At 53.0% G+C, this 19,991-nt stretch carries 21 protein-coding genes and 1 riboswitch; of the genes, 13 read left to right on the forward strand and 8 right to left on the reverse strand.

Going from position 1 to position 19,991, the window contains the following annotated elements; translation table 11 throughout:
- Window positions 1–13: 13 nt before the first annotated feature.
- The gene (locus PAECUDRAFT_RS12035) at window positions 14–955 is read left to right on the forward strand and encodes a LysR family transcriptional regulator (RefSeq protein WP_006038376.1); all 942 of its coding nucleotides are present in this window, start codon (window positions 14–16) and stop codon (window positions 953–955) included.
- A gap of 22 nt (window positions 956–977) precedes the next feature.
- Here the strand turns inward: PAECUDRAFT_RS12035 and metE are convergent, their stop codons facing one another.
- Complete coding sequence (gene metE, locus PAECUDRAFT_RS12040; protein WP_006038377.1) at window positions 978–3,248, reverse strand: 5-methyltetrahydropteroyltriglutamate--homocysteine S-methyltransferase; 2,271 nt, start codon at window positions 3,246–3,248, stop codon at window positions 978–980.
- 530 nt (window positions 3,249–3,778) lie between these two features.
- Between metE and PAECUDRAFT_RS12045 the strand changes: the two genes are divergently transcribed.
- From PAECUDRAFT_RS12045 to PAECUDRAFT_RS12070, 7 genes are all read left to right on the forward strand, one after another.
- Window positions 3,779–5,218, forward strand: coding sequence for a patatin-like phospholipase family protein (locus tag PAECUDRAFT_RS12045; RefSeq protein ID WP_006038379.1), 1,440 nt, complete (start codon window positions 3,779–3,781; stop codon window positions 5,216–5,218).
- A gap of 61 nt (window positions 5,219–5,279) precedes the next feature.
- Window positions 5,280–5,358, forward strand: a riboswitch (ZMP/ZTP riboswitch).
- A gap of 65 nt (window positions 5,359–5,423) precedes the next feature.
- The gene (locus tag PAECUDRAFT_RS26635) at window positions 5,424–5,684 is read left to right on the forward strand and encodes a helix-turn-helix domain-containing protein (protein ID WP_006038380.1); all 261 of its coding nucleotides are present in this window, start codon (window positions 5,424–5,426) and stop codon (window positions 5,682–5,684) included.
- 25 nt (window positions 5,685–5,709) lie between these two features.
- Window positions 5,710–5,874 carry a hypothetical protein gene (locus tag PAECUDRAFT_RS26640; RefSeq protein WP_456090120.1) on the forward strand — a complete coding sequence of 55 codons (165 nt, stop codon included), beginning with the start codon at window positions 5,710–5,712 and terminating at the stop codon, window positions 5,872–5,874.
- 6 nt (window positions 5,875–5,880) lie between these two features.
- The gene (locus tag PAECUDRAFT_RS12055; protein ID WP_006038381.1) at window positions 5,881–6,366 is read left to right on the forward strand and encodes a GNAT family N-acetyltransferase; all 486 of its coding nucleotides are present in this window, start codon (window positions 5,881–5,883) and stop codon (window positions 6,364–6,366) included.
- 344 nt (window positions 6,367–6,710) lie between these two features.
- Window positions 6,711–7,100 carry a hypothetical protein gene (locus PAECUDRAFT_RS12060; protein ID WP_006038382.1) on the forward strand — a complete coding sequence of 130 codons (390 nt, stop codon included), beginning with the start codon at window positions 6,711–6,713 and terminating at the stop codon, window positions 7,098–7,100.
- 156 nt (window positions 7,101–7,256) lie between these two features.
- Window positions 7,257–7,670, forward strand: a complete 414-nt coding sequence (locus PAECUDRAFT_RS12065; RefSeq protein ID WP_006038383.1) for a DUF1801 domain-containing protein — start codon at window positions 7,257–7,259, stop codon at window positions 7,668–7,670.
- 18 nt (window positions 7,671–7,688) lie between these two features.
- Entirely contained in the window at window positions 7,689–8,081 is a 393-nt protein-coding gene (locus tag PAECUDRAFT_RS12070; RefSeq protein ID WP_006038384.1) for a winged helix-turn-helix transcriptional regulator, read from the forward strand.
- A 49-nt stretch (window positions 8,082–8,130) separates the two neighbouring features.
- On the opposite strand, the gene PAECUDRAFT_RS12075 is transcribed toward PAECUDRAFT_RS12070, so the two are convergent.
- The 3 genes from PAECUDRAFT_RS12075 to PAECUDRAFT_RS12085 form a co-directional block, all read right to left on the reverse strand.
- On the reverse strand, window positions 8,131–9,207 hold the full coding sequence (locus PAECUDRAFT_RS12075) for an SDR family oxidoreductase (protein ID WP_006038385.1): 1,077 nt from the start codon (window positions 9,205–9,207) through the stop codon (window positions 8,131–8,133).
- Between the two features lie 411 nt (window positions 9,208–9,618).
- Window positions 9,619–10,905: a sensor histidine kinase gene (locus PAECUDRAFT_RS12080; RefSeq protein WP_006038386.1), complete on the reverse strand. Its 1,287-nt coding sequence runs from the start codon at window positions 10,903–10,905 to the stop codon at window positions 9,619–9,621.
- Entirely contained in the window at window positions 10,905–11,582 is a 678-nt protein-coding gene (locus PAECUDRAFT_RS12085; RefSeq protein ID WP_006038387.1) for a response regulator transcription factor, read from the reverse strand. Before PAECUDRAFT_RS12085 ends, PAECUDRAFT_RS12080 begins: the two co-directional genes overlap by 1 nt.
- A 236-nt stretch (window positions 11,583–11,818) precedes the next feature.
- Here PAECUDRAFT_RS12085 and PAECUDRAFT_RS12090 point away from each other — a divergent pair, with 236 nt between their 5' ends.
- The 3 genes from PAECUDRAFT_RS12090 to PAECUDRAFT_RS12100 are packed head-to-tail and all read left to right on the forward strand — an operon-like array spanning window position 11,819 to window position 15,067.
- The gene (locus PAECUDRAFT_RS12090; protein WP_006038388.1) at window positions 11,819–12,559 is read left to right on the forward strand and encodes a polyphosphate polymerase domain-containing protein; all 741 of its coding nucleotides are present in this window, start codon (window positions 11,819–11,821) and stop codon (window positions 12,557–12,559) included.
- Window positions 12,556–13,236, forward strand: coding sequence for a DUF4956 domain-containing protein (locus PAECUDRAFT_RS12095; protein WP_006038389.1), 681 nt, complete (start codon window positions 12,556–12,558; stop codon window positions 13,234–13,236). Before PAECUDRAFT_RS12090 ends, PAECUDRAFT_RS12095 begins: the two co-directional genes overlap by 4 nt.
- A 22-nt stretch (window positions 13,237–13,258) precedes the next feature.
- The gene (locus PAECUDRAFT_RS12100) at window positions 13,259–15,067 is read left to right on the forward strand and encodes a carbohydrate-binding domain-containing protein (RefSeq protein ID WP_006038390.1); all 1,809 of its coding nucleotides are present in this window, start codon (window positions 13,259–13,261) and stop codon (window positions 15,065–15,067) included.
- Between the two features lie 115 nt (window positions 15,068–15,182).
- On the opposite strand, the gene PAECUDRAFT_RS12105 is transcribed toward PAECUDRAFT_RS12100, so the two are convergent.
- Window positions 15,183–15,719, reverse strand: coding sequence for a DinB family protein (locus PAECUDRAFT_RS12105; protein WP_006038391.1), 537 nt, complete (start codon window positions 15,717–15,719; stop codon window positions 15,183–15,185).
- A 173-nt stretch (window positions 15,720–15,892) separates the two neighbouring features.
- Here PAECUDRAFT_RS12105 and PAECUDRAFT_RS12110 point away from each other — a divergent pair, with 173 nt between their 5' ends.
- Window positions 15,893–16,687 carry a TetR/AcrR family transcriptional regulator gene (locus PAECUDRAFT_RS12110; protein ID WP_006038392.1) on the forward strand — a complete coding sequence of 265 codons (795 nt, stop codon included), beginning with the start codon at window positions 15,893–15,895 and terminating at the stop codon, window positions 16,685–16,687.
- A gap of 49 nt (window positions 16,688–16,736) precedes the next feature.
- On the opposite strand, the gene PAECUDRAFT_RS12115 is transcribed toward PAECUDRAFT_RS12110, so the two are convergent.
- Both PAECUDRAFT_RS12115 and PAECUDRAFT_RS12120 read right to left on the reverse strand, forming a co-directional pair.
- A complete protein-coding gene (locus tag PAECUDRAFT_RS12115) occupies window positions 16,737–17,531 on the reverse strand; it encodes an ABC transporter permease (RefSeq protein WP_006038393.1) in 795 nt (264 codons plus the stop codon).
- Complete coding sequence (locus PAECUDRAFT_RS12120; protein WP_006038394.1) at window positions 17,528–18,427, reverse strand: ATP-binding cassette domain-containing protein; 900 nt, start codon at window positions 18,425–18,427, stop codon at window positions 17,528–17,530. The genes PAECUDRAFT_RS12115 and PAECUDRAFT_RS12120 overlap by 4 nt, the downstream gene beginning before the upstream one ends.
- A gap of 188 nt (window positions 18,428–18,615) precedes the next feature.
- On the opposite strand from PAECUDRAFT_RS12120, the gene PAECUDRAFT_RS12125 reads away from it, so the two are divergent.
- Window positions 18,616–19,329: an HAD family hydrolase gene (locus PAECUDRAFT_RS12125; protein WP_006038395.1), complete on the forward strand. Its 714-nt coding sequence runs from the start codon at window positions 18,616–18,618 to the stop codon at window positions 19,327–19,329.
- 223 nt (window positions 19,330–19,552) lie between these two features.
- Here PAECUDRAFT_RS12125 and PAECUDRAFT_RS12130 read toward each other — a convergent pair whose 3' ends face one another.
- A complete protein-coding gene (locus PAECUDRAFT_RS12130) occupies window positions 19,553–19,957 on the reverse strand; it encodes a VOC family protein (RefSeq protein WP_006038396.1) in 405 nt (134 codons plus the stop codon).
- Between the last annotated feature and the right edge of the window lie 34 nt (window positions 19,958–19,991).

The following is a 19,991-nucleotide window of genomic DNA, read 5'->3' on the forward strand; positions in this document are numbered from 1 at the left end:
AGGACGGTTCCCTATGACGCTTCAGCAATTAAAATATATCCTCACCATCGTAAGCTGCGGCTCCATAAGCGAGGCAGCCAAGCAGCTGTTTATTTCGCAGCCTAGCTTGTCCAGCGCGGTTAAGGAGCTTGAGCAGGAGATTGGCGTCGAAATTTTCGTGCGCTCATCCAAAGGGATCGTGCTGTCGAACGAAGGCGCAGAGTTTTTATCCTATGCGCGGCAAGTCGTCGAACAGGCAGAGCTGCTGGAGCAGCGTTACCTGAATAAGAAGCCTTCCAAGAAGCTGTGCTCGATCTCGACTCAGCATTATGCATTTTCGGTTCAGGCGTTCGTCAGCTTGTTGAAGGATCTGAATACGAACGAGTACGAGTGTACGCTTCGCGAAACGAGAACGCATGAGATTATCGAGGATGTGCGCAACATGCGCAGCGAGATCGGCGTTCTTTATCTCAATGATTTTAACCAGAAGGTTATGATGAAAATGCTCAAGGAAAGCGATCTGCAATTCCATCCGCTGTTTACTGCAGAGCCGCATGTGTTCATCAGCTCGGAGCATCCGCTGGCGGCCAAGACGATGCTGGAAATTGAGGACCTGGATGAATTCCCGTGCCTGGCTTTCGAGCAGGGCGAGTACAATTCGTTCTATTTCTCGGAGGAAATCTTAAGCACGCGGGCGCTGAAGAAGAAGATACTGGTCAGCGACCGGGCGACCTTGTTTAATCTGCTCATCGGACTCAACGGCTACACGATCAGCTCGGGCGTGCTGAACGCGGATCTGAATGGCGAGCAAATCACATCCGTGCGCTTGCGGACGGACGAGTATATGCAGATCGGATACATCACGAATAAAAAGGTGAACTTGAGCCAGCTTGCCATCGACTATGTGCGGAAGCTGAAAGATGTGATTTCAGATGTCGGCTACGCCATTATAAACGAAGAGGATGAGCTCGCCTGAGCTCATCCTCTTTTTCACATAATTACAGCGCTGCCCGTACCTCTTTCGTCGCCTGAACCAGATGCTCCAAGCTCGCCCACGTTTCTTGTTCGCCACGCGTCTTCAGCCCGCAGTCGGGATTAACCCACAGCTTCGCGATATCGATCTTATCCAGCATCTGCTGCAGCCCTTGCTTTAGCTCATCAACGCTAGGAATGCGCGGGGAATGAATGTCGTATACCCCCGGGCCGACCTCGGTCTGGAAGCCGCACTCGTTAAGGGTGTCAATAATCGCAAGATCCGAACGGGAAGCCTCGAACGTGATGACGTCTGCATCCATCGCATCAATGTCGCGAATAATATCGCTGAATTGGCTGTAGCACATATGCGTATGGATTTGGGTCTCTGCCTGCACGCCGCTATGCACCAATCGGAAAGCGGGGATCGCCCAGCTGAGATACTCGCTCTGCCAGTCGGATTTCCGCAGCGGCAGCTTCTCGCGCAGTGCAGCCTCGTCGATCTGGATGATTGCAACGCGGTTCGCCTCCAGGTCCAATACTTCGTCCCGAATAGCCAAGGCAATCTGGAAGGCGCTGTCCTGCAGGCTAATATCCTCGCGCGGGAACGACCAGTTCAGGATCGTAACCGGGCCAGTCAGCATGCCCTTAACCGGCTTGCTGGTCAAGCTCTTCGCATAAGCCGAATATTCGACGGTCATCGGCTTTGAGCGGGAGATGTCGCCCCATACGATCGGCGGTTTGACGCATCTTGTGCCGTAGGACTGCACCCACGCTTTTTCCGTGAAAATAAAGCCATCCAAGCACTCGCCGAAATATTCGACCATATCGTTGCGCTCGTACTCGCCGTGAACGAGCACGTCGAGGCCAATCGCTTCTTGACGAGCGACGCATTCGGCGATGCGGTCCAAATTAAATTGTTTGTATTGCTCTTCCGTAATAGAGCCCTTCTTGAAGGCAAACCGGTTCGCGCGAACCTCGGCGGTCTGCGGGAACGACCCGATCGTCGTCGTCGGCAGCAGCGGCAGATTGAACTTCGCCTTCTGAATCGCTTCGCGTTCGCCGAAAGCGGGCAGCCTCGTAAAGTCCGCCTCCGTCAAAGCCGCTGCTTTCGCTTGTACCGCCTCATTATTCGTAAACCGAGTGCCATTGAACAGCCCCTCGTTGTGTACATATTGCGCGGCAGCATAAGGATTCGGCTGCGCTAGAACCGCTTTAAGCTCTGCAAACTCTTGTAGCTTCTCTTCCGCGAATGCAAAATGGCGCTTCGTCGCATCAGGCAATCTGGATTCGTTCTTCAGCGTGTAAGGCACATGCAGCAGCGAGCAGGAGGAGCTGAGCACGATTTGCTTCACACTCGCGCTTAATTCTTCAATAAGGCTTAGCGTGCGCTTGTATTGATTTCTCCAAATGTTTTTGCCGTTGATCAGGCCGGCGAACAGCACTTTATGGTCGGCGAAGCCATATTGCTTCACGAGCGCCAGTGATTCTTTGCCTTCTACGAAATCAAGCCCGATGCCGTCGAACGGGAGCGTCTGCAGCGTTTGATAGCAGTCGCGCACATCGCCGAAGTACGTTTGAAGGAGAACCTTAACGGTTCCTTTGGCGGATAGAATTTGCTCATACAGCTTCGAGAACAAGGCAAGATCGGCAGGGGAGAGATCCGTGACCAAAGCAGGCTCGTCCACCTGAATCCACGCTGCGCCAAGCGTGTTCAGTTGCTCCAGTACGGCTGCATACGCGGCTGCCGCTTCGCCAACAAAGTCCGCAGCTTGTTTTGTCCCCGTGTATTTAGCCAGCTTGAGCAGCGTGAATGGTCCGATGACGACCGGTTTGGTTGCCACCTGCTGCTGCTTGGCCTCTTGGAATTCATCGAACAGCTTCGTTCCAGCTAGTTGAATCACCGTAGAATCATCGATTTCGGGAACCATGTAGTGATAGTTTGTGTTGAACCACTTTTTCATGGCGAGAGCTTTCACGTCTCCTTGCTCGCCTTGATAGCCTCTCGCCATCGCAAAGTAGGTCTCCAATGGGCTGAGACCCAACGCTTGATAACGAGCTGGCACGATGTTCAGTAAGCAAGCTGTATCGAGCACGCCGTCATAGAAGGAGAAGTCGTTGGATGGGATAAAGTCGATGCCGTTCTCCTGTTGTGTTTTCCAATGTGCTGCACGAAGCTCGGCGCCCGTCCGGTGCAGCTCATTGATCGTGATTTCGCCTTTAAAATATTGCTCGGAGACAAACTTAAGCTCCCGTAATGATCCGACCCTCGGATAGCCAATGATGGATGTTTTCAATGCAGCCAACCCCTTGCGCTCAATTTTGATCTAATTATAGGGCGGGGAATTGGCTATCGGGAAACACGTAAATACTATGCGGGGATATAGGTTTTAACTATGGGTCGATAAATAATACGGACTATACCTGCTATAAGCTGAACAAAATAATGAATGTTTTTGTAGTGAACGGTTACGTGGAGGTCGTAAGTCAGCGTCCTAAAGCGTACAGGGTTTGCGATGAGTTTCTGGACAGCATCTTATCTTAGTTGTGAAGTTATGGCCGACATTTATTTTACGAAAAATGTCAGTTTTTGTAGAGGAGTATCGATTCTTGCGTCGAACTGTAACCTTAAATAGGAGGTGACGATTCGTGTCTGAGCAAGAAAAACAACCGAAACATGACGAGGAAATCGTAAATAAACCGCAGGACCGCCAAGAGGATGTCGAGACAGCTTTCCCTACGGCTGTGAATGATCAAATAACGGATTAACGGCGGGCACCCTTCGCGGTGCCTTTTGTTGTGTGCAACTAATTGTTCGGGAGAGTGAATGGGTATGATCGGACTTGCTTTATCCGGCGGCGGTTACCGTGCGTCGTTGTATCATCTGGGCGTGATGGCTCGATTAGCTGATGAAGGGTTATTGAAGGAGGTGCGCGCCTTATCGACCGTCTCCGGCGGTTCAATCGTCGGTGCCTTTTATTATAAAATGCTTTGCGAAGAGCTCCGGCAGGATCGCAAGCTGACGGACGAGGATTATCGGGACCTCATGAAGCGGGTCATTGAGGCGTTCGTCGATGTTGTGCAAGAAAATCTGAGGGACCGCGTAGTCATCTCAGGGGGCATCTCCCGATTGGTTCCGGAGCAGATTCTAGGGCGGTTACTCGGAGCGGTGCATAAGGTGATACCCGCGGTAGATCCCGAGATGGTGCTTGGATCTAAACTGGAGCAAGGCATAAGCGCCCTTATGTTTAAATCGCTAACGCTTCGCGACCTGATGGATGCGCCCGTTCACCCCGAGAATCGGAAGCCGGAATTGATTTTGAATACCTCTATTCTTGAGAATGGGCAGTCCTTATTCATCTCTACCGACCCGAACAGCCCATTATGGCGGCAAAATGAGTACAATCACGCGATCACCGCTGACCAGCTGCTGCATCTGCCTCTAGCAAAGGCGGTAGCGGCATCGGCATGTGTGCCGGGCTTGTTCGACCCGATAACGATTCCGTTCGGGGATCGTGCGGTGCATGGCGTGGACGGCGGGGTGCTGGACAACCTTGGTGGACATGCGATTCAGCGGCTATGGCTAGAGGGAATGCCGATCATGCTCAGCGATGCTTCCAAGCCGCTCCGCAAGGAAAATTACGAAGAAATCGACGCCGTAGAGTCATTTTTCCGCATTCAGGACATCTTCATGGGTGCCATTCGCGACCTGCGAATCGAAGGCACGGACGACCTTATAGTAGGGATGCGCGATGAGATCCCAGGTGTCGATTCGACGGTGCGTACGCTCGCCATGACGATGCGAACGGATCTGAACGCGTTCTCTGAGGTGGAAGCCTATACGCTGATGTACGTCGGTTATTATGCATGCGATGAACAAATAGAAAAGCTGCAGGGACAAGGCTCGGGTGAATGGGTTTCAGAGCAGGAGATGGATGACTACTGGCCGTTTATGTCTGTTCGCCCTTACGCGGTGACGCCGACGCCGGAGTATCTGGCATTGTTAGGACAGAAGGAGAAGACGCTGCTCTCGCTGCCCAGCCTGACGATGACCCGCTTGCTCAGCTTGGGCTACTTGCTGCTCTATTTAGCCGTTTTCGTCTATATTTGGATTCAGCACGGCGCGGAAGATGCGTTCTGGTATGTGGGGTTAATTCCAGTTCTCATTGTATCCCTGGGAGGGGTTGTACTGCTGCGCCGGCGCGTAGCGAAAGGCAAACGCAAAGGAACGATGGCTTCTTTGGTGGAAAGCAGTATACCCTCTTGAGTAGAACGAACAGTGGCTTGAAAGTAGTTTACTTCCAACTTATACTGGGGTTAGAAACAACTGAGCGGTGCGTGACTGGCGTAAACATGGATAACCATGAGGAAGCACACCGATAACGGCCGTACGCCTGGGCGAAGTATTTGATCATGGGATCAAATACTTTTTTTTGTATTCCAATACTCCAGAATGGTGAGGTGTTTCTGGCATGAGAATGGCGTATGTTCTGTTCGACCAAATGACAACCTTGGATTTTGCAGGCTTTTATGAAGCGGTAACTTGGGTGGGCATTCTAGGGGCGAAGGAAAGGGTGTCATGGGATTTCTGCTCCAATAAAGAACAGGTCACGGATGATCGCGGGTTGTCGATTAATATTCAGCCTCAGCTTGTCTGCCCGGACTTGTCCGGCTATGATCTGATTTTTATTCCTGGAGGGCAAGAAGGCGACCACCAATCCATCGGCATATGACCTGTTGGCTCCATACTGCGGCGAAGTGTTGAAAGATCGCTTCGTTCGGGACGGCAATGTGTTTACCGGCGGAGGCGTGTCGGCTTCCATTGACTTGGGCTTGTATGTGGTAGAATCGCTGACTGACGCGACATTCGTGAAGCAAGTGCAGGACAAGATGGACTATCCGTATTATCGCGCGAGAGGATGATGCGGGATGAACCTCCGTCCGTTGATTAGCGATGATCGAGATGACGTTTTAAGTCTAATGGCGGAATATCCGCTTCAATTCCCTGCATTCGTCATGCTGAGATATCCAGCACGGTGGGCCGCTTATTTACAGAATAAAAATGATCGAACGAGCAGCTATGTTGTGATGGCAGATGATGATGGTGAAACGATCGTAGGGCATGCCGGGTATGTGTACAATGATGAAGTGGGCCTATATGAGATTGTAGGTGTAGTTGTACAGAAGGCTCAAGCAAGGCGAGGGATTGGACGGGCGATGATCCACGCGGTCTGCGAGAAAATTGCCGATTGCGGCGGCGATCAAGTGATCCTCTATACGCTCGGCCATGCCGAAACCCAAAGCACACTAGCCTTCTATCGGCAGATCGGGTTTGAGGAAATGAAAGATGAACGGGATTATTTTATACCGGGATTTCATCGCGTTACTTTTGTGAAGACGGTGATTAGAATATGAGCTTCAGGAATACCATCGGCTCAACCAGATTAAACTTGCTTTTATCAAAAAGGGTATTGAAGCGACCTATGCCCTAGAGAGGCGTGAGTCGTTTGTAATTTATCTCTATAGAACAATAGATAAAAGGTTGTAGTTGAAATTGTTGGAAAACAGGAGTGTAAGCGGTTGTTTTAGCTGAACGTATTAATTGAAAGCGATTTATGGGCAATTCAGCATACTTGGCAGAGTATACAACCTCAATTATAGTAAAATTATGTCAGGGACAGAACCCCGACAAGTATTAATGAATGTCCGGCCGGTATTCCATTAATAGAACCTATAAATAGAATATTGGAGTGGATAGAATGATGAAGAAGAAATCGATTACAAAAGCGCTTATTATGGCGTTGACTGCAGCTCTTCTGGTCGCTCCCGCAGCCGCTTATGCGGACACCGCTAAGGCATCGACAGCAGTGACAGCGGCACAATCGCAGACGTCCTATTCGATTCAATACATGCCTAACCGTGTTACCCAAGGCATTGGAGCTGTATATTTCACGCCAAGCTTCCAGTGCGACTACGCCATTCTAACCTATGAGTATAACGGCCAGCAGCAAAATGTATTCATGTCGGCATCCAGTTTGTATGGGCCGAACGGTTTTGTCTACTATAATGTGCCACAGAATAGCGTCATCCGCGTTACCTACTGGCAGACGGGCGTCGGCCAATCCGATACGCCTTGGCAAACGATTTAATGATGGATAGGCTGTCGCTGGGTTTCCGGCGGCAGCTTGTTTTTGTCCTGGCAGGAAAGCGCTGCGCTTGCAGAGAACAGGGTTAGGGTATGCTGCGTATAACAAGGCCGAGGGGTACAATTTAAACGATGTAACTCGAGAAAGAGGTGCCCAAACATGTACGAACCGAAAACGAAAGAAACGGACAATAGCGTCATTGCGTTTATCGAAAATGTCGAGAACCCGAAGAAGAAGGAAGACGCGTATCAGCTGCTGGACTTGTTTACGGAAACGACGGGTTATCCCGCGAAAATGTGGGGACCGAGCATCATCGGATTCGGCTCTTATCATTACAAATACGCTTCCGGTCACGAAGGTGACGCGCCGCTTGTCGGCTTTTCGCCTCGGAAGGCGCAGATCAGCTTGTATTTTGCTACAGGCGATACGGGGCGGGAGGCGCTGCTGGAGAAGTTCGGGAAGCATACCGCAGGCAAAGCGTGCGTCTATATTAAGAAGGTGGCCGATATTGACACCGAGGTGCTGAAGTCGCTGATTCATCGGTCGGTCAAGTTTCTGCAAGAGACGTATTAGCAGGGAGGCGATGAAACATTGCAAAACGCGGATAAAGTATATAACACAGCAGTCGAAGCCACGCTTGAGGTGATCGGGGGCAAGTGGAAGCCGGTCATCTTGTTTCACTTGACGTTCGGCAAGAAGCGCAACGGCGAGCTGATGCACCTGATGCCCAGCGTATCGCAAAAGGTGATGACCCAGCAGCTGGCGGAGCTTGTCGAGGACGGCGTCGTAAACCGAATTTCGTATAATCAAGTGCCGCCGAAGGTGGAATATGAGCTGACGGAATACGGATGGAGCCTCAAAACGATCCTGCATCTCATGTGCAGATGGGGCGATACGCATATTGATCGAGTGTATGGGGAGAGAGGCAAGGTGCTGTTCGAGCCGCCATCGCCATCCCCATCGCAAGCGGACATTGACGCTTAGGCCGATCCCCTCCTATCAGGGACCGGCCTTTCTACACCTGCTTTATGCATTAAGGGATAACCTTCCGCTGACGGAGATCTGCAAAAATGTCCATAAACATCTGCTCGGTATCGATGAAGTCATGGAAGCCGAAGCGTCTCGCTTTGGTGCCGTCGGCGAAGAAATCATAATCCCAAGAGAACACGAAATCCCCGAACCGCCAAGAGGAAACGTCCTTATAGCTAGTATTCGCCAAATCATACTTCTCGATCATAGCGTTCCACAATGCTTCTTTGTCAGCCATGACGACATCAAGGGACATCGGCAGCGGAGGCGCAGTCTCTAGTTCGAAAAATGCAGCGATTTTCGGCCAGAGCTCATTCCATCGGAAAAGGTCGCCGTTCGTAATGTTGAACGCCTGATTCGCACAGCTCGTATCCGTTGCCGCCCATACGGTTGCGCGAGCGAGCAGTCCGGCATCGGTCATCTCCAGCAGGCTGCTGTAAGCCCCCGGCTTTCCGGGGAAACGAAGCGGCAGGCCGAGCTCCTTGGACATTGAAGCGTAAATGGCGATCACCATGGCCAAGTTCATGGGATTGCCAAGCGCGAAGCCGCATACGACGGACGGGCGAAGGGCGGACCACGTCCAGCTGCTGCCCGGCTGCCGGCGCTCAAGAAACTGCTGCTGGTCGACGTTAAATTCGGGCGGCATATGATAAGCATCCGTTTCGCGCGCGGGCGTCTTGAAGGGGCCCAGATGCGCGCCATACACTTTGTAGCCCTGCATCAAGCTGATGTGCTGGATATTCACGGCGATCGGTTCGATCGCGTTGACGACATTCACGAGCATGGCGAGATTCGGCTGAACCAGCTCCGCCCATGTTGGACGGTCTTGATAGGCAGCGTAGAAAATATGGGTGACCTCGCGCAGTCCGCCCAGCTTCTCGCGAGCGTCCTTTTCATCGAGCAAATCCACCGCCACATACCGCGCCCTAGGGGAGCTCTCTCCACCTCTCCGCGATACGCCGATAATGTCCCATTCGGGGAGTGTCTTCAGATGCTCGATCAGATTACGCCCGATTACGCCGTTGGCGCCTACGACAAGTGCGGTTTTGCGGGATTGGGCCGAGCTCAAGCTTTCGTTCATAACGCATTCCTCCTCTTCATCTGAGGATCATTATGGAACAGCGCAGAAGCGTTGAGAAGTACGCACTTTGAACTCACATAGGAACCTTGAGGTAACGATGGAGGACCGACCTCTGCCCCGTCGCGCTAACGGACCGAGGGGGCGTTATTGAGGCGAAAACAGTCCCAAATAAAATGTAACGGACCCAGCAGCCGCTATTTGGCGTGAAAACCCCTCAAACCTGCGGTTTTCCGAGAGATAACGGCGCTCAGGTCCGTTACAACTACAAAGGTCCGCAAATTCGCTATATAGCGGCTATACGGTCCGTTAGCGATCTGCGCGTCGCCCGTCAGTGGCTCGTGAGCGACCGGTTAGTGTTCCGCGCGCGAGCGGGAACGTTAGCGACCCGTGCGTCGTCCGTCAGTGGCCCCGTTAGCGATCCGCGAGCTGTACCGTGAACGAAGTCGACTCCTTCGGCGTGCTTTTCGCCGTAATCTTGCCCTTATGCTGCTCGACGATCGACTTGGCGATTGCCAGTCCGAGGCCGTAGCCGCCCTGTTTGCGCGATCTCGACGGGTCGGCGCGATAGAAGCGGTCGAAAATCCGATCGAGATGCTCGGGCGCAATGCCTTCGCCGGTGTTGGTTACCGTCAGCATAATGTCGTGGTGGCGCTTCTTCAGCGTGACGCTAATCGTTCCCGCAGCGTTCGCGTATTTGATGGCATTATCCAGCAAGATCATGACCACCTGCTTGATCTGCTCGCTGTTGCCGCGCACGGTCAAGTCAGGCTCGATTTGGTATTGCAGAGACAAGTCTCTCTCGAACACGACCGCTTCCATTGTCAAAATCACGCTTTCGACCGACTCGCTCGCGTTGAAGTTCGAGAACAGCATGCTCGCCCGCGAATCGTCCATTTCGGTTAGATACAGAAGATCGTTGGTCAGCGTCTTCATGCGTTCCGTCTCGGACTGGATGCGATGCAGCCACTTCGACTGGCTGCTTATCGTATCCTCGCTGTTGGCCAAGAGCACGTCGGCATTCGTATTGATGACAGCCAATGGCGTTTTCAGCTCATGAGAGGCATCGGCTATGAATTGCTTTTGCTTATAGAAGGCTTCCTTCACCGGCGCGATGGAGCGATTGGCAAAATAGCGGCTCGTAAAGTAGATGGCGACGAGCATAACCAATCCGACGGCGGCGAACGTATAGACGAGATTCGTAATGATTTTCTGCTGCGCGGTCACATCAAGAAATACGACCTGATGCTCGCCCTCATTGGTCTGCACCCGATACGCCCATCGATTCCCGTCGAGGGTGAACTGACCGGCGTTGGACTTGGCAGAAGCGGCTTCGCTAATCGCCAGGCTGTAAAATTCACTGTCCATATCGAAACGGGAATTCGTGGCCGTAATGTTCCATTGCTCGTCCGTCTGCAGCGAGAAGGAAACCGAGCGCTCCGGCGGCGGATTCACATTCATCTTCCCGCTGCCCTTGCTCCCATCCCCCATAGGGAAATGATCGCCGTCCTTCTGCTTCTCTCCTCCGAACTTTCCATCCGGCTTGTGATAAAATTCCGATACTCTGCCCAGCTCCATATCGATATCGTTATGCACATTTTGATACGTAATGGTGTAAATGGCGGCGAAGGCTACAAGCATCATAAAAGAAATAATGACGAGATTCACGACGAGAAACCGATTGCGAAGCTTCGTAAACATCAGGTAGCCGCCTCCAGTACGTAGCCTACGCCTCTAATCGTGTTGATTCGAACTGCGGCATTCAGGAAAACAAGCTTTTTCCGCAAGAAGGAGATGTAGACCTCCACGTTATTGTGCTCGACCTCGGAATCGAATCCCCACAGCTTCTCAATGATTTGTTCCTTCGAGGTAACCGCGTTTTTCCTCGACATCAGCAGCTCCAGCAGCTCGCTTTCCTTCAAAATGAGCTTGAGCTCTTTCCCGCCGCAGGTGAGCTTAAGATTCGCTGCATTCAACTCGATATCCCCGAACTTGAGCGCATCCTCCGGAACGACTTCGCCCTTGCGGCGCAGCGCAGCCCGGATTCTGGCGAGAAGTTCCTCTGTCGAGAACGGCTTGGCGACGTAATCGTCCGCACCATAATCCAGCCCCGAGATTTTGTCGGAAATCTCACCTTTGGCGGTGAGCAAAATAACGGGCGTGGCGATCCCCTTGCTCCGCATCGTCTTCAATACAGTGATGCCGTCCATCTCAGGCAGCATAATATCGAGCAAAATCAGATCATAAATGCCGCTCAACGCGTTATCCAGCCCGGCTTGCCCGTCATGGACGGCGTCGACGGAGTAGTTTTGCTTTTTTAAAATTTGCGTTAATGCCTCTGCCAGATGAATCTCATCTTCCACAATTAATAGGCGCATGGGCGCTCACGCTCCCCTTTGTTTCATTTGATATAGCGATTTCGTATGTAGGCTTACTATAAGCCGTTAACCTTTAACCAACCTTAAGCCTCCTCCATCGTAACATCCAGCCGCATCCCAACAAACAAATATTCGCCGCCGCGTTATTATTTAAGATTCGTTAAAGGTTCCGGCTCTAAGCTTTGGTCATGGAACGGCGAACGGCGAGACGTTCAGCCAAGGAAGGAGCGATGCCGATGGCAATCGAGGTGTTTAACCGCTATGAGAACAAGTATCTGATGGATAACCGGGCTTTTGAGGCGCTATACAACCGACTGCTCGATTATATGGAGCTTGATGCCTACAACAAGAACGACAAGTTCTACTCCATCAGCAACCTTTATTATGATACCGAGCACGATTCCCTGATTCGCAACAGCTTGGCAAAGCCCAAGTACCGGGAGAAGCTGCGGATAAGAGCTTACGGCATCCCGGACGTCAACACCAAGGTCTACGTTGAGCTTAAGAAGAAGGTGTTTGGCCTCGTGAACAAGAGACGAACGGCGCTAAAGCTGGATGAGGCTTACGCATTCATCCGAACGGGCGTCGAGCCGGAGCAGCAGGCTTATATGAACAAGCAGGTGATGCAGGAAATTAACTATTTCATGAGTCGATACGAGCTGCAGCCGAAGGTGTATCTGGCGTACGACCGCATCGCATTATTTTGCAAAAACAATCGGGATTTGCGGATTACGTTCGATACGAACATCCGGTCGAGGCGGCACGACGTTAAGCTGGAGGCGGGCGATTACGGGGAATCGCTGCTGGAGAGCGGGCAATGGCTAATGGAGGTGAAGGCGGAGAAAACAATACCGGTCTGGTTAGCCCATATGCTGTCGGAGCACCGCATGTTTCGGACGAGCTTCTCCAAATACGGCAATGAGTATAAGAAAACGCGCATGAACAGCCAACTGACGAGGGAGAGAATTTTATTATGATCGAATCCATTTTCGCTACGGCGGCGACGAGCTCCGATTTAACGCTGACGCACGCTTTGCTCACCATCTTCATCTCGATCGCATTAGGCGGAATCATCAGCTTTACCTACATGAAGACGCAGAGCGGCTTTACGCAAAATTTTGCTTTGACGATGATCGTACTGCCCACAATCGTAGCGATTATTATTCTGCTGATCGGCAGCAATATTGCAAGAGCCTTCAGCCTCGCGGGAGCCTTCTCCATTATTCGGTTCCGAAGCGCGCCGGGCGATCCGAAGGATATTGCATTCGTCTTGTTCACGATGGCGGCAGGACTCGCATGCGGCGTAGGAGCGTTTGGTTACGCCGTCATTTTTACCATCATCCTCTGCCTGCTGATGTTCGTGCTTAAAGCGACTAACTTCGGTGCCAAGAAAACAACGCAAAAACTGCTGAAGGTAACGATTCCGGAAAATCTCGGGTACGAGGAAGCGTTCGATGAAATCTTTCAGTCCTTCAAGATCGGCTACGAGCTGAGGAAAGTGAGAACGACCGAGCTAGGCAGTCTATATGAGCTGGTCTATGCCGTGTCGATTGACCCTCTGACGAACCAGAAGGAACTGCTCGATGCGATCCGATGCCGGAACGGGAATTTGGATATTACGTTAACGATGAGTCCAACCACGCAAGAATACTAATAATAGAGAGGAACGATAGACAATGAAAAAACCATGGAGCGTTACACCTAAATTAAGTGTTTTACTATTATGCGCAGCTTTGCTGACAGCATGCGGCGACAAGTCTGGCACAGCATCGACGACGGGGGCGACAGCGGCTGCTTCAACAGCTCAAGCCAGCTCGTCCGCATCGGGTGAGCAATTGGCTACGATTGACCTGACGCAGGAGGTCCAATACGAGGCGGATGATGCCTATACGGATTGGGCTGCGAGCAACCCGACCATTATCAAGCTGAACGGCACCAGCGCTAGCGTCGAAGGTGCTGGGGCAGCTGCGAAGGATAGCACGATTACGATAACGGCAGCCGGTACGTATGCGGTCAGCGGTAAGCTGAACGATGGTCAGATCGTCGTCGATGTACCGGATAAAGGTGTCGTTCGCCTCGTTCTAAATGGTGCGGAAATTCACAATAGCAGCAGCTCCGCAATCTACGTCAAAGAAGCGGGCAAGACGGTCATCAGCTTGCAGGAGGGGACGGAAAATAGGGTATCGGACGGCGCAGCGTACGCTAATGCGGCGGAAGGGGCGACCGCCGCAGCCGGCGCAACAGATGCCGACGCATCTGCTGCGGAACAATCGGATGAGCCGAATGCGGCGATTTACAGCAAGGATGACCTGACGATCAACGGGACAGGGAGGCTGACTGTCGAAGGCAACTATAATAACGGAATCGCAAGCAAAGATAAGCTGAAGGTAACAGGAGGAACGATCGCGATCGACGCTGTTGACGACGGGGTGATGGGACGCGATCTCGTGGCGGTCCAAGCGGGCGAGTTCACAATCAAGGCAGGCGGGCACGGCATTCAGACGACGAATGACGAGGCAGGCTCGGAAGGCATCATTAATCTTGCAGGCGGTACGTTCGCGATCGAATCCGGCGAGGATGCGCTGCATAGCAGCGGCGGCATTCGAATGACGGACGGCGATGTCCGAATCAATGCGGGCGATGATGGCGTGCATGCGGAAATCGCGATTGCTATTGAGGGAGGCACGATCGACATCGCCAAGAGCAATGAGGGAATCGAGGCGCCGACGGTCGGGATTGCAGGCGGCAAAATCGGCCTCGTAGCAAGCGATGACGGCGTCAATGTTGCGGGCGGCGTGGACGGATCGGCTAACGAGGGAGGGCCCGGGGGCGGCAATCAAGCGGGAGTGGCATCTGCAAGAAAGCTGACGATTAGCGGTGGCTACTTAACCGTCGACTCGCAAGGCGATGGACTGGATGCGAACGGCTCGATCGAAATGACTGGCGGTACGGTTATCGTAAACGGCCCGACTGAGAACAATAACGGATCGCTCGATTACGACGGAACCTTCACGATGACGGGCGGCTTCCTGATCGCAGCGGGGAGCTCCGGCATGGTGCAAGCCGCATCCGAGGGCTCGACGCAGCCTGGCATTCTTATGACCTACCCGCAGGCCCAGCAAGCTGGCACATTGGTTCACCTGGCAGATAGCGAAGGGAACGCAGTCCTCACCTTCGCGCCATCCAAAAGCTATCAGGCGGTGTTCATAAGCGCTCCGAATTTGAAGCAAAATGAGTCATACACCCTCTATTCGGGAGGTGCGTCGACGGGCACCGAGATCGATGGGCTCTATGAGGGCGGCGAATATGAAGGCGGAACGAAAGTAGTCGCGTTCGAGACGTCATCCCTTGTCACTTGGTTGAACGAATCGGGCGTTACGGAAGCGAGAAGCGGCATGGGCGGTCCTGGCGGAGGCCGTGGACAGGGTGGAGGCGGAGACCGCATGCCGCCGGGCGGCGGCGATCGCCCGCAGCAGGCGCAGTAAGGCCGTCTTCCGGAATAGTCGAAAAGGAGCTTGTGCCTTCATCTGAAGGCGCAAGCTCCTTTTGCTGAGACGCGATCCTTTTGTGCAGCAGGCTCGTTAGCTGCAGTTGCAGCTGCTAGCCGTGAGCTGTCACTGCACTCGTGCTAGACTCATGAGGCAGATGCATAAACAGCCCATATTCCGTCATGACGGAGGAGTGGCCGAGCTGGCGGAGCATGGCGGACAGGTTTCCGCGGTGGTACGTGCCGTGATTCGCCACTTGAATAACGAATTCGGAATACCGCGTGTGCAGTACGCCAGCGTACGGATTGTGCAGGACGACGTCATTTTCCAGATTCGGATGGGCGACAATGTAAGCTTTGAATCTCGCGGCCAAGCTGTCATACATTGCTTCTAGCTCCGTCAGGCTCTTGGTTTCGGCTTCCGCTTCGATTCGGAAGGAATCCGTCATCGCTTCGCTCATCTCTTGGCCCTTCAGGATATTGAACCATCCGAAATCTACCTTGTAGATATGCGCCATCAGCTTCGATATAGACGGAAACACGCTTTGGATTTCCTGGTTGTAGAGATGCTCGGGAAGCTCCTTTAATCGATTGAAGATCGTTTTGTTCGCCCAAACATGGTAGTCGTACATTTTTACGCAGTGATTCATCTTCGCGCTCACCTCTGCCTTTTCGTTTCTTATGTACTCATCATACAAAAGCGTTGTTGACAACAGGCTGTCAGTGTTGGCAGGCGCTTTGCAATAAATAATGGCGGCTATGCTATACTGTGTACAGAATATACACTTGCCATTATGAATGGATTATTGGAGGATCTGACCATATGGAACACGGCGATGGAACGGGAGTCGATGCGGGAGCGCTTGGCAAGCTGCCTTCAGGCGTAGCCTTAAGCTGGGGCATTGTGAAGCAGTCGCGAAGAGGGCCCAAGGGCGAGCTCAGCATTAAAAAAATTGTGGATGCGGCGATTGAGATTGCCGACCGAGACGGGCTTGCAGCCGTATCGATGAGCAGGGTGGCGCAATCGCTCGGCTTTACGACGATGTCGTTGTATCGTTATATCACGAGCAAGGACGATTTGCTGACGCTCATGCAGGATGCCGTCTGCGATATTCCGATCCCGCCGGAGGAGGCGGGCAAGCCGTGGCGCGAGGAGATGAAGGAGTATGTCTGGGCTTGCGTCGGCGTTTTCCGCGATCATTCGTGGTACGGCGATATTTCGATCAAGAGTGTCCCGCTGACGCCTGGCAATTTGCAAGTCGTCGACTGGATGCTTCGCATTATGCGGGATTTTCCGTTGAACGATTTTGAGAAAATGTCATTCCTTCTGCTGATCAGCAGCTATTCGAGAGCATGCGGCCTTATTATGCGGGACGTTATTCGGGCAGAGAAAGAGGGAATTAGCCACGAGGCGTTCAGCGGCGTCGGGTTTGGCGATGCATTGAAGCAACTGGTGACGCGAGAGCGGTTCCCGGACTTGTATCCGATCCTGATGTCCGGCGCTTATACGGATGAGGCGGATAATCCGATTAATAATGACTTGGAGTTTGGGCTCGAGCGGATATTGGACGGCATCGAGCATTACTTGCAGCAGAAGCAGAGCGCTGCGAGCAAATAAAAACAGCGGAACGGCGATGCCGTTTCGCTGTTTTTTATTTCCAGGGAAATTATCGGCGTCCGCTCTTGCTGCGAAACTTTAGCGTACACCAGACAATGGCGAGGACGAGAATCGCGATGCAGTAGCCGACCGCCCACCCTGCGTGTTCGGATACGGGCGTTCCTGTCAGCAGGCCGCGAATCGTCTCGATGACAGGCGTAATCGGCTGGTGATTGGCGAAGCCTTGCAGCCAAGAGGGCATCGTGCTCGTCGGAACGAAGGCGCTCGATAGGTAGGGAAGGAACAGCAGGGCGAAGCCGTAGCCGCTGGCGGCGGAAGGGCTGCCGGTGACGAGGCCAATTGCGGCAAACAGCCATGTAAAGGCGAGAATGAACAGCGAGATCATGCCTAGCGCGCCCAGCCATTCAAGGAAGCTGGCGGTTGGATCGAACCCAACCAGCAGCGCGACGCCGATGACGATGCCCGTAGCGAGCAGATTGCGTGCAAGGCTGGCGAACACATGGCCGGTAACGACGCTAATGCTGTGTATCGGCATCGTTCGGAAACGATCGATGATGCCATTGTTCATATCGGTTGCAACGTCTACCGCGGTACTGGAGGAGCCGAATCCGGCGCACAGCAGAATAATGCCGGGGACCACATAGTTGACGTAGTCGCCGCCAGGGGCGATTGCACCGCCGAAGACGTAAGTAAACAGCAGCATGAGCATGATCGGGAGCATGATCGCCATCATGAGCGACTCGACGTTTCGCAGGCTATGGCGAATGCTGCGGACGATAAACACGGCGTTGGTGGTTACGAATGAAGCGGGTTTAACGTCCGTTGATTGGATAGAGTGATTCATACGTGTGAAGCCTCCTTGGGCCCTTTGTTGGTTGTAAGCGATAGAAACACATCGTCCATGCTAGGCTTCCGTATCATGATGCGCGTGCCCGGCGGATATTCGGAGGCAAGCGTAGTCAATGTTTGCTGAACATCGTGCATACTGCCGTTCGTCCGAATGGTGCGAATGACCTCATCCCACTCATTCCGCAGCTCAATGACTTCGCCGCCGATCCGGGCTTTCAGCTCCTCGGCTGTCCCTACCGCGACGATTCGTCCGCCATTAAGCACGGCGATTTCATCAGCGAGCTGATCGGCTTCCTCCATGTACTGGGTAGTCAGGAAGATCGTCATTCCTTGCTGCTTGAGCTGTAAAATAATGTCCCACAGCGCACGGCGGCTGACGGTGTCCAAGCCAGTCGTCGGTTCATCAAGGAACAGCACCGGTCGGCTGATGACGAGGCTGACGGCAAGATCGAGCCTGCGGCGCATGCCGCCGGAGTAGGTTTTTACGCGCTTGTTCGCGGCGTCCTCCAGCTCGAAACGCTGTAGCAGCTCCGCTGTCCGCAAGCGGGTATCGCCAGCCGAAAGTCCAGATAGACGGCACATCATGGCGATGTTCTCGCGGCCGGTCAGCGTCTCGTCCACGGCAGCGAATTGGCCGGTCAGGCTGATGGAGCGGCGAACCTCACGCGAAGCGGCGGAGACATCGAAACCCTCGATACGTGCAGATCCGCCATCCGCTTGCGTAAGCGTCGATAAAATATGGATTAGCGTCGTTTTGCCTGCACCGTTCGGTCCGAGCAGCGCGAAAATCGTTCCTTTTGCTACGTTTAAGTGAATGCCGTCCAGTACGACTTGTTTGCCGAAGCTCTTGCGTAATGCGTTTACTTCAATGGCATAAGAACGATGGTTCATAAGTGGTGATCACTCCGTTCATTTAATTGTGTGCTATATAAACAGTATATTAGGTAAACAGAAAATAGACCTCATTCTATAGACCGATTTTGGCATCCATTGGAGGGCGGAGGGGTGCGTATGGCGAATAAGGAGCAAGGGAGAGCAATCTGATTGTTTTAATCTTTTATCAAACGGGGGAAAAGCATATGTACAGCACTTATATATTCGATTTATATGGCACTTTGATTGATATTCATACGGATGAGGAGTCGCCGGAGCTATGGGAGCGGCTTAGCTACCATTTTCGGTATAGCGGGATTTCGATCGAAGCTGGCGAGCTGGAGCAGGAATTCCATGCGAATATTCAGCGGCAAATGAGCGCGCCGCGCGTTGCGTGCGAGCATCCGGATTTTGATATGGAGGAGACGTTCCGAACGATTGCTGAGCGCAGGAGCGTTACGCCGACAGCGGGTTGGACCGAGGAAACAGTGCGATGGTTCCGGCAGCTTTCGATCCGGCGACTGGCTTTGTATGATGGCGTGGAGGAAACGCTGCGCAGCTTGAAGGCGCAAGGGAAGCGGGTTTACTTGCTCTCGAATGGCCAGAGGATTTTCGTTGAGGCGGAGCTTCGCGTGCTGGGCATCGACGGTTATTTCGACGGTATCGCGATCTCCTCTAATGCAGGGATTAGCAAGCCTGATCCGTTATTTTATGACTATCTGGTCTCGACTTTTGGTGCGGATTTATCTTCGGCTGTCATGATTGGCAATGACTCCCGTACCGACATCGAGGGCGCGCGCAGGGCGGGTATCGACGGCTGCTATATTCACTCCAACAGCTCGCCTGACGTGCAAGAGGTGGACTGCAAGTTCCAAATTTGGGACGGGGACTTTAATCGGGTGTTGGAGTTGGTGGGTTAGCAGGCGAGCCGGAGTGCGAATAGGGCAGAAAAATGTGCCCTAAACGGCCGGCTGGCGAGCCAAGGTGCGAATAGGGCAGAAAAATGTGCCCTAAACGGCCGGCTGGCGAGCCAAGGCGCGAATAGGGCAGAAAAACGTGCCCTAAACGGCCGGCTGGCGAGCCAAGGTGCGAATAGGGCAGAAAAATGTGCCCTAAACGGCTGGCTGGCGTGCCAGAGCGCGGCTAGCCCTTCGGCCGCTTGCTCATGTCCATGTACAGCAGATTCCACCGGTGGCCGTCCAAATCTGCAAATGCAGCGCCGTACATCCAGCCATCCTGATAGCCTGGCTTGCTCGTGACGGTGCCGCCTGCTTGCTCGACGTTTGCCACCCATGCATCGACTTCTTCCTTGCTGTCCGCGCCTATGCTGATGATAACCTCGATGCCTTGCCGCGTGTCGGAGATAGGAGCGCCTGTAAACCGGCTAAGGGTCTCCTCCGGGAATAGCATGACGACGGCATTTTTGTCCCCAACGACGATCTTGGCTTTATCGCCTGCGCTGGTCACGGAAAACCCGAGGCGGGTAAAGAACGCTTCTGATGCCGGAAGATCTTTGACCGGCAGGTTAATCCAAATCGAATTGGCCATTACGTAGTCTCCTTCTCATGAACATCTCTTATTT

This window comes from Paenibacillus curdlanolyticus YK9 (assembly GCF_000179615.1).
In the GTDB taxonomy this organism is placed as follows: domain Bacteria; phylum Bacillota; class Bacilli; order Paenibacillales; family Paenibacillaceae; genus Paenibacillus_T; species Paenibacillus_T curdlanolyticus.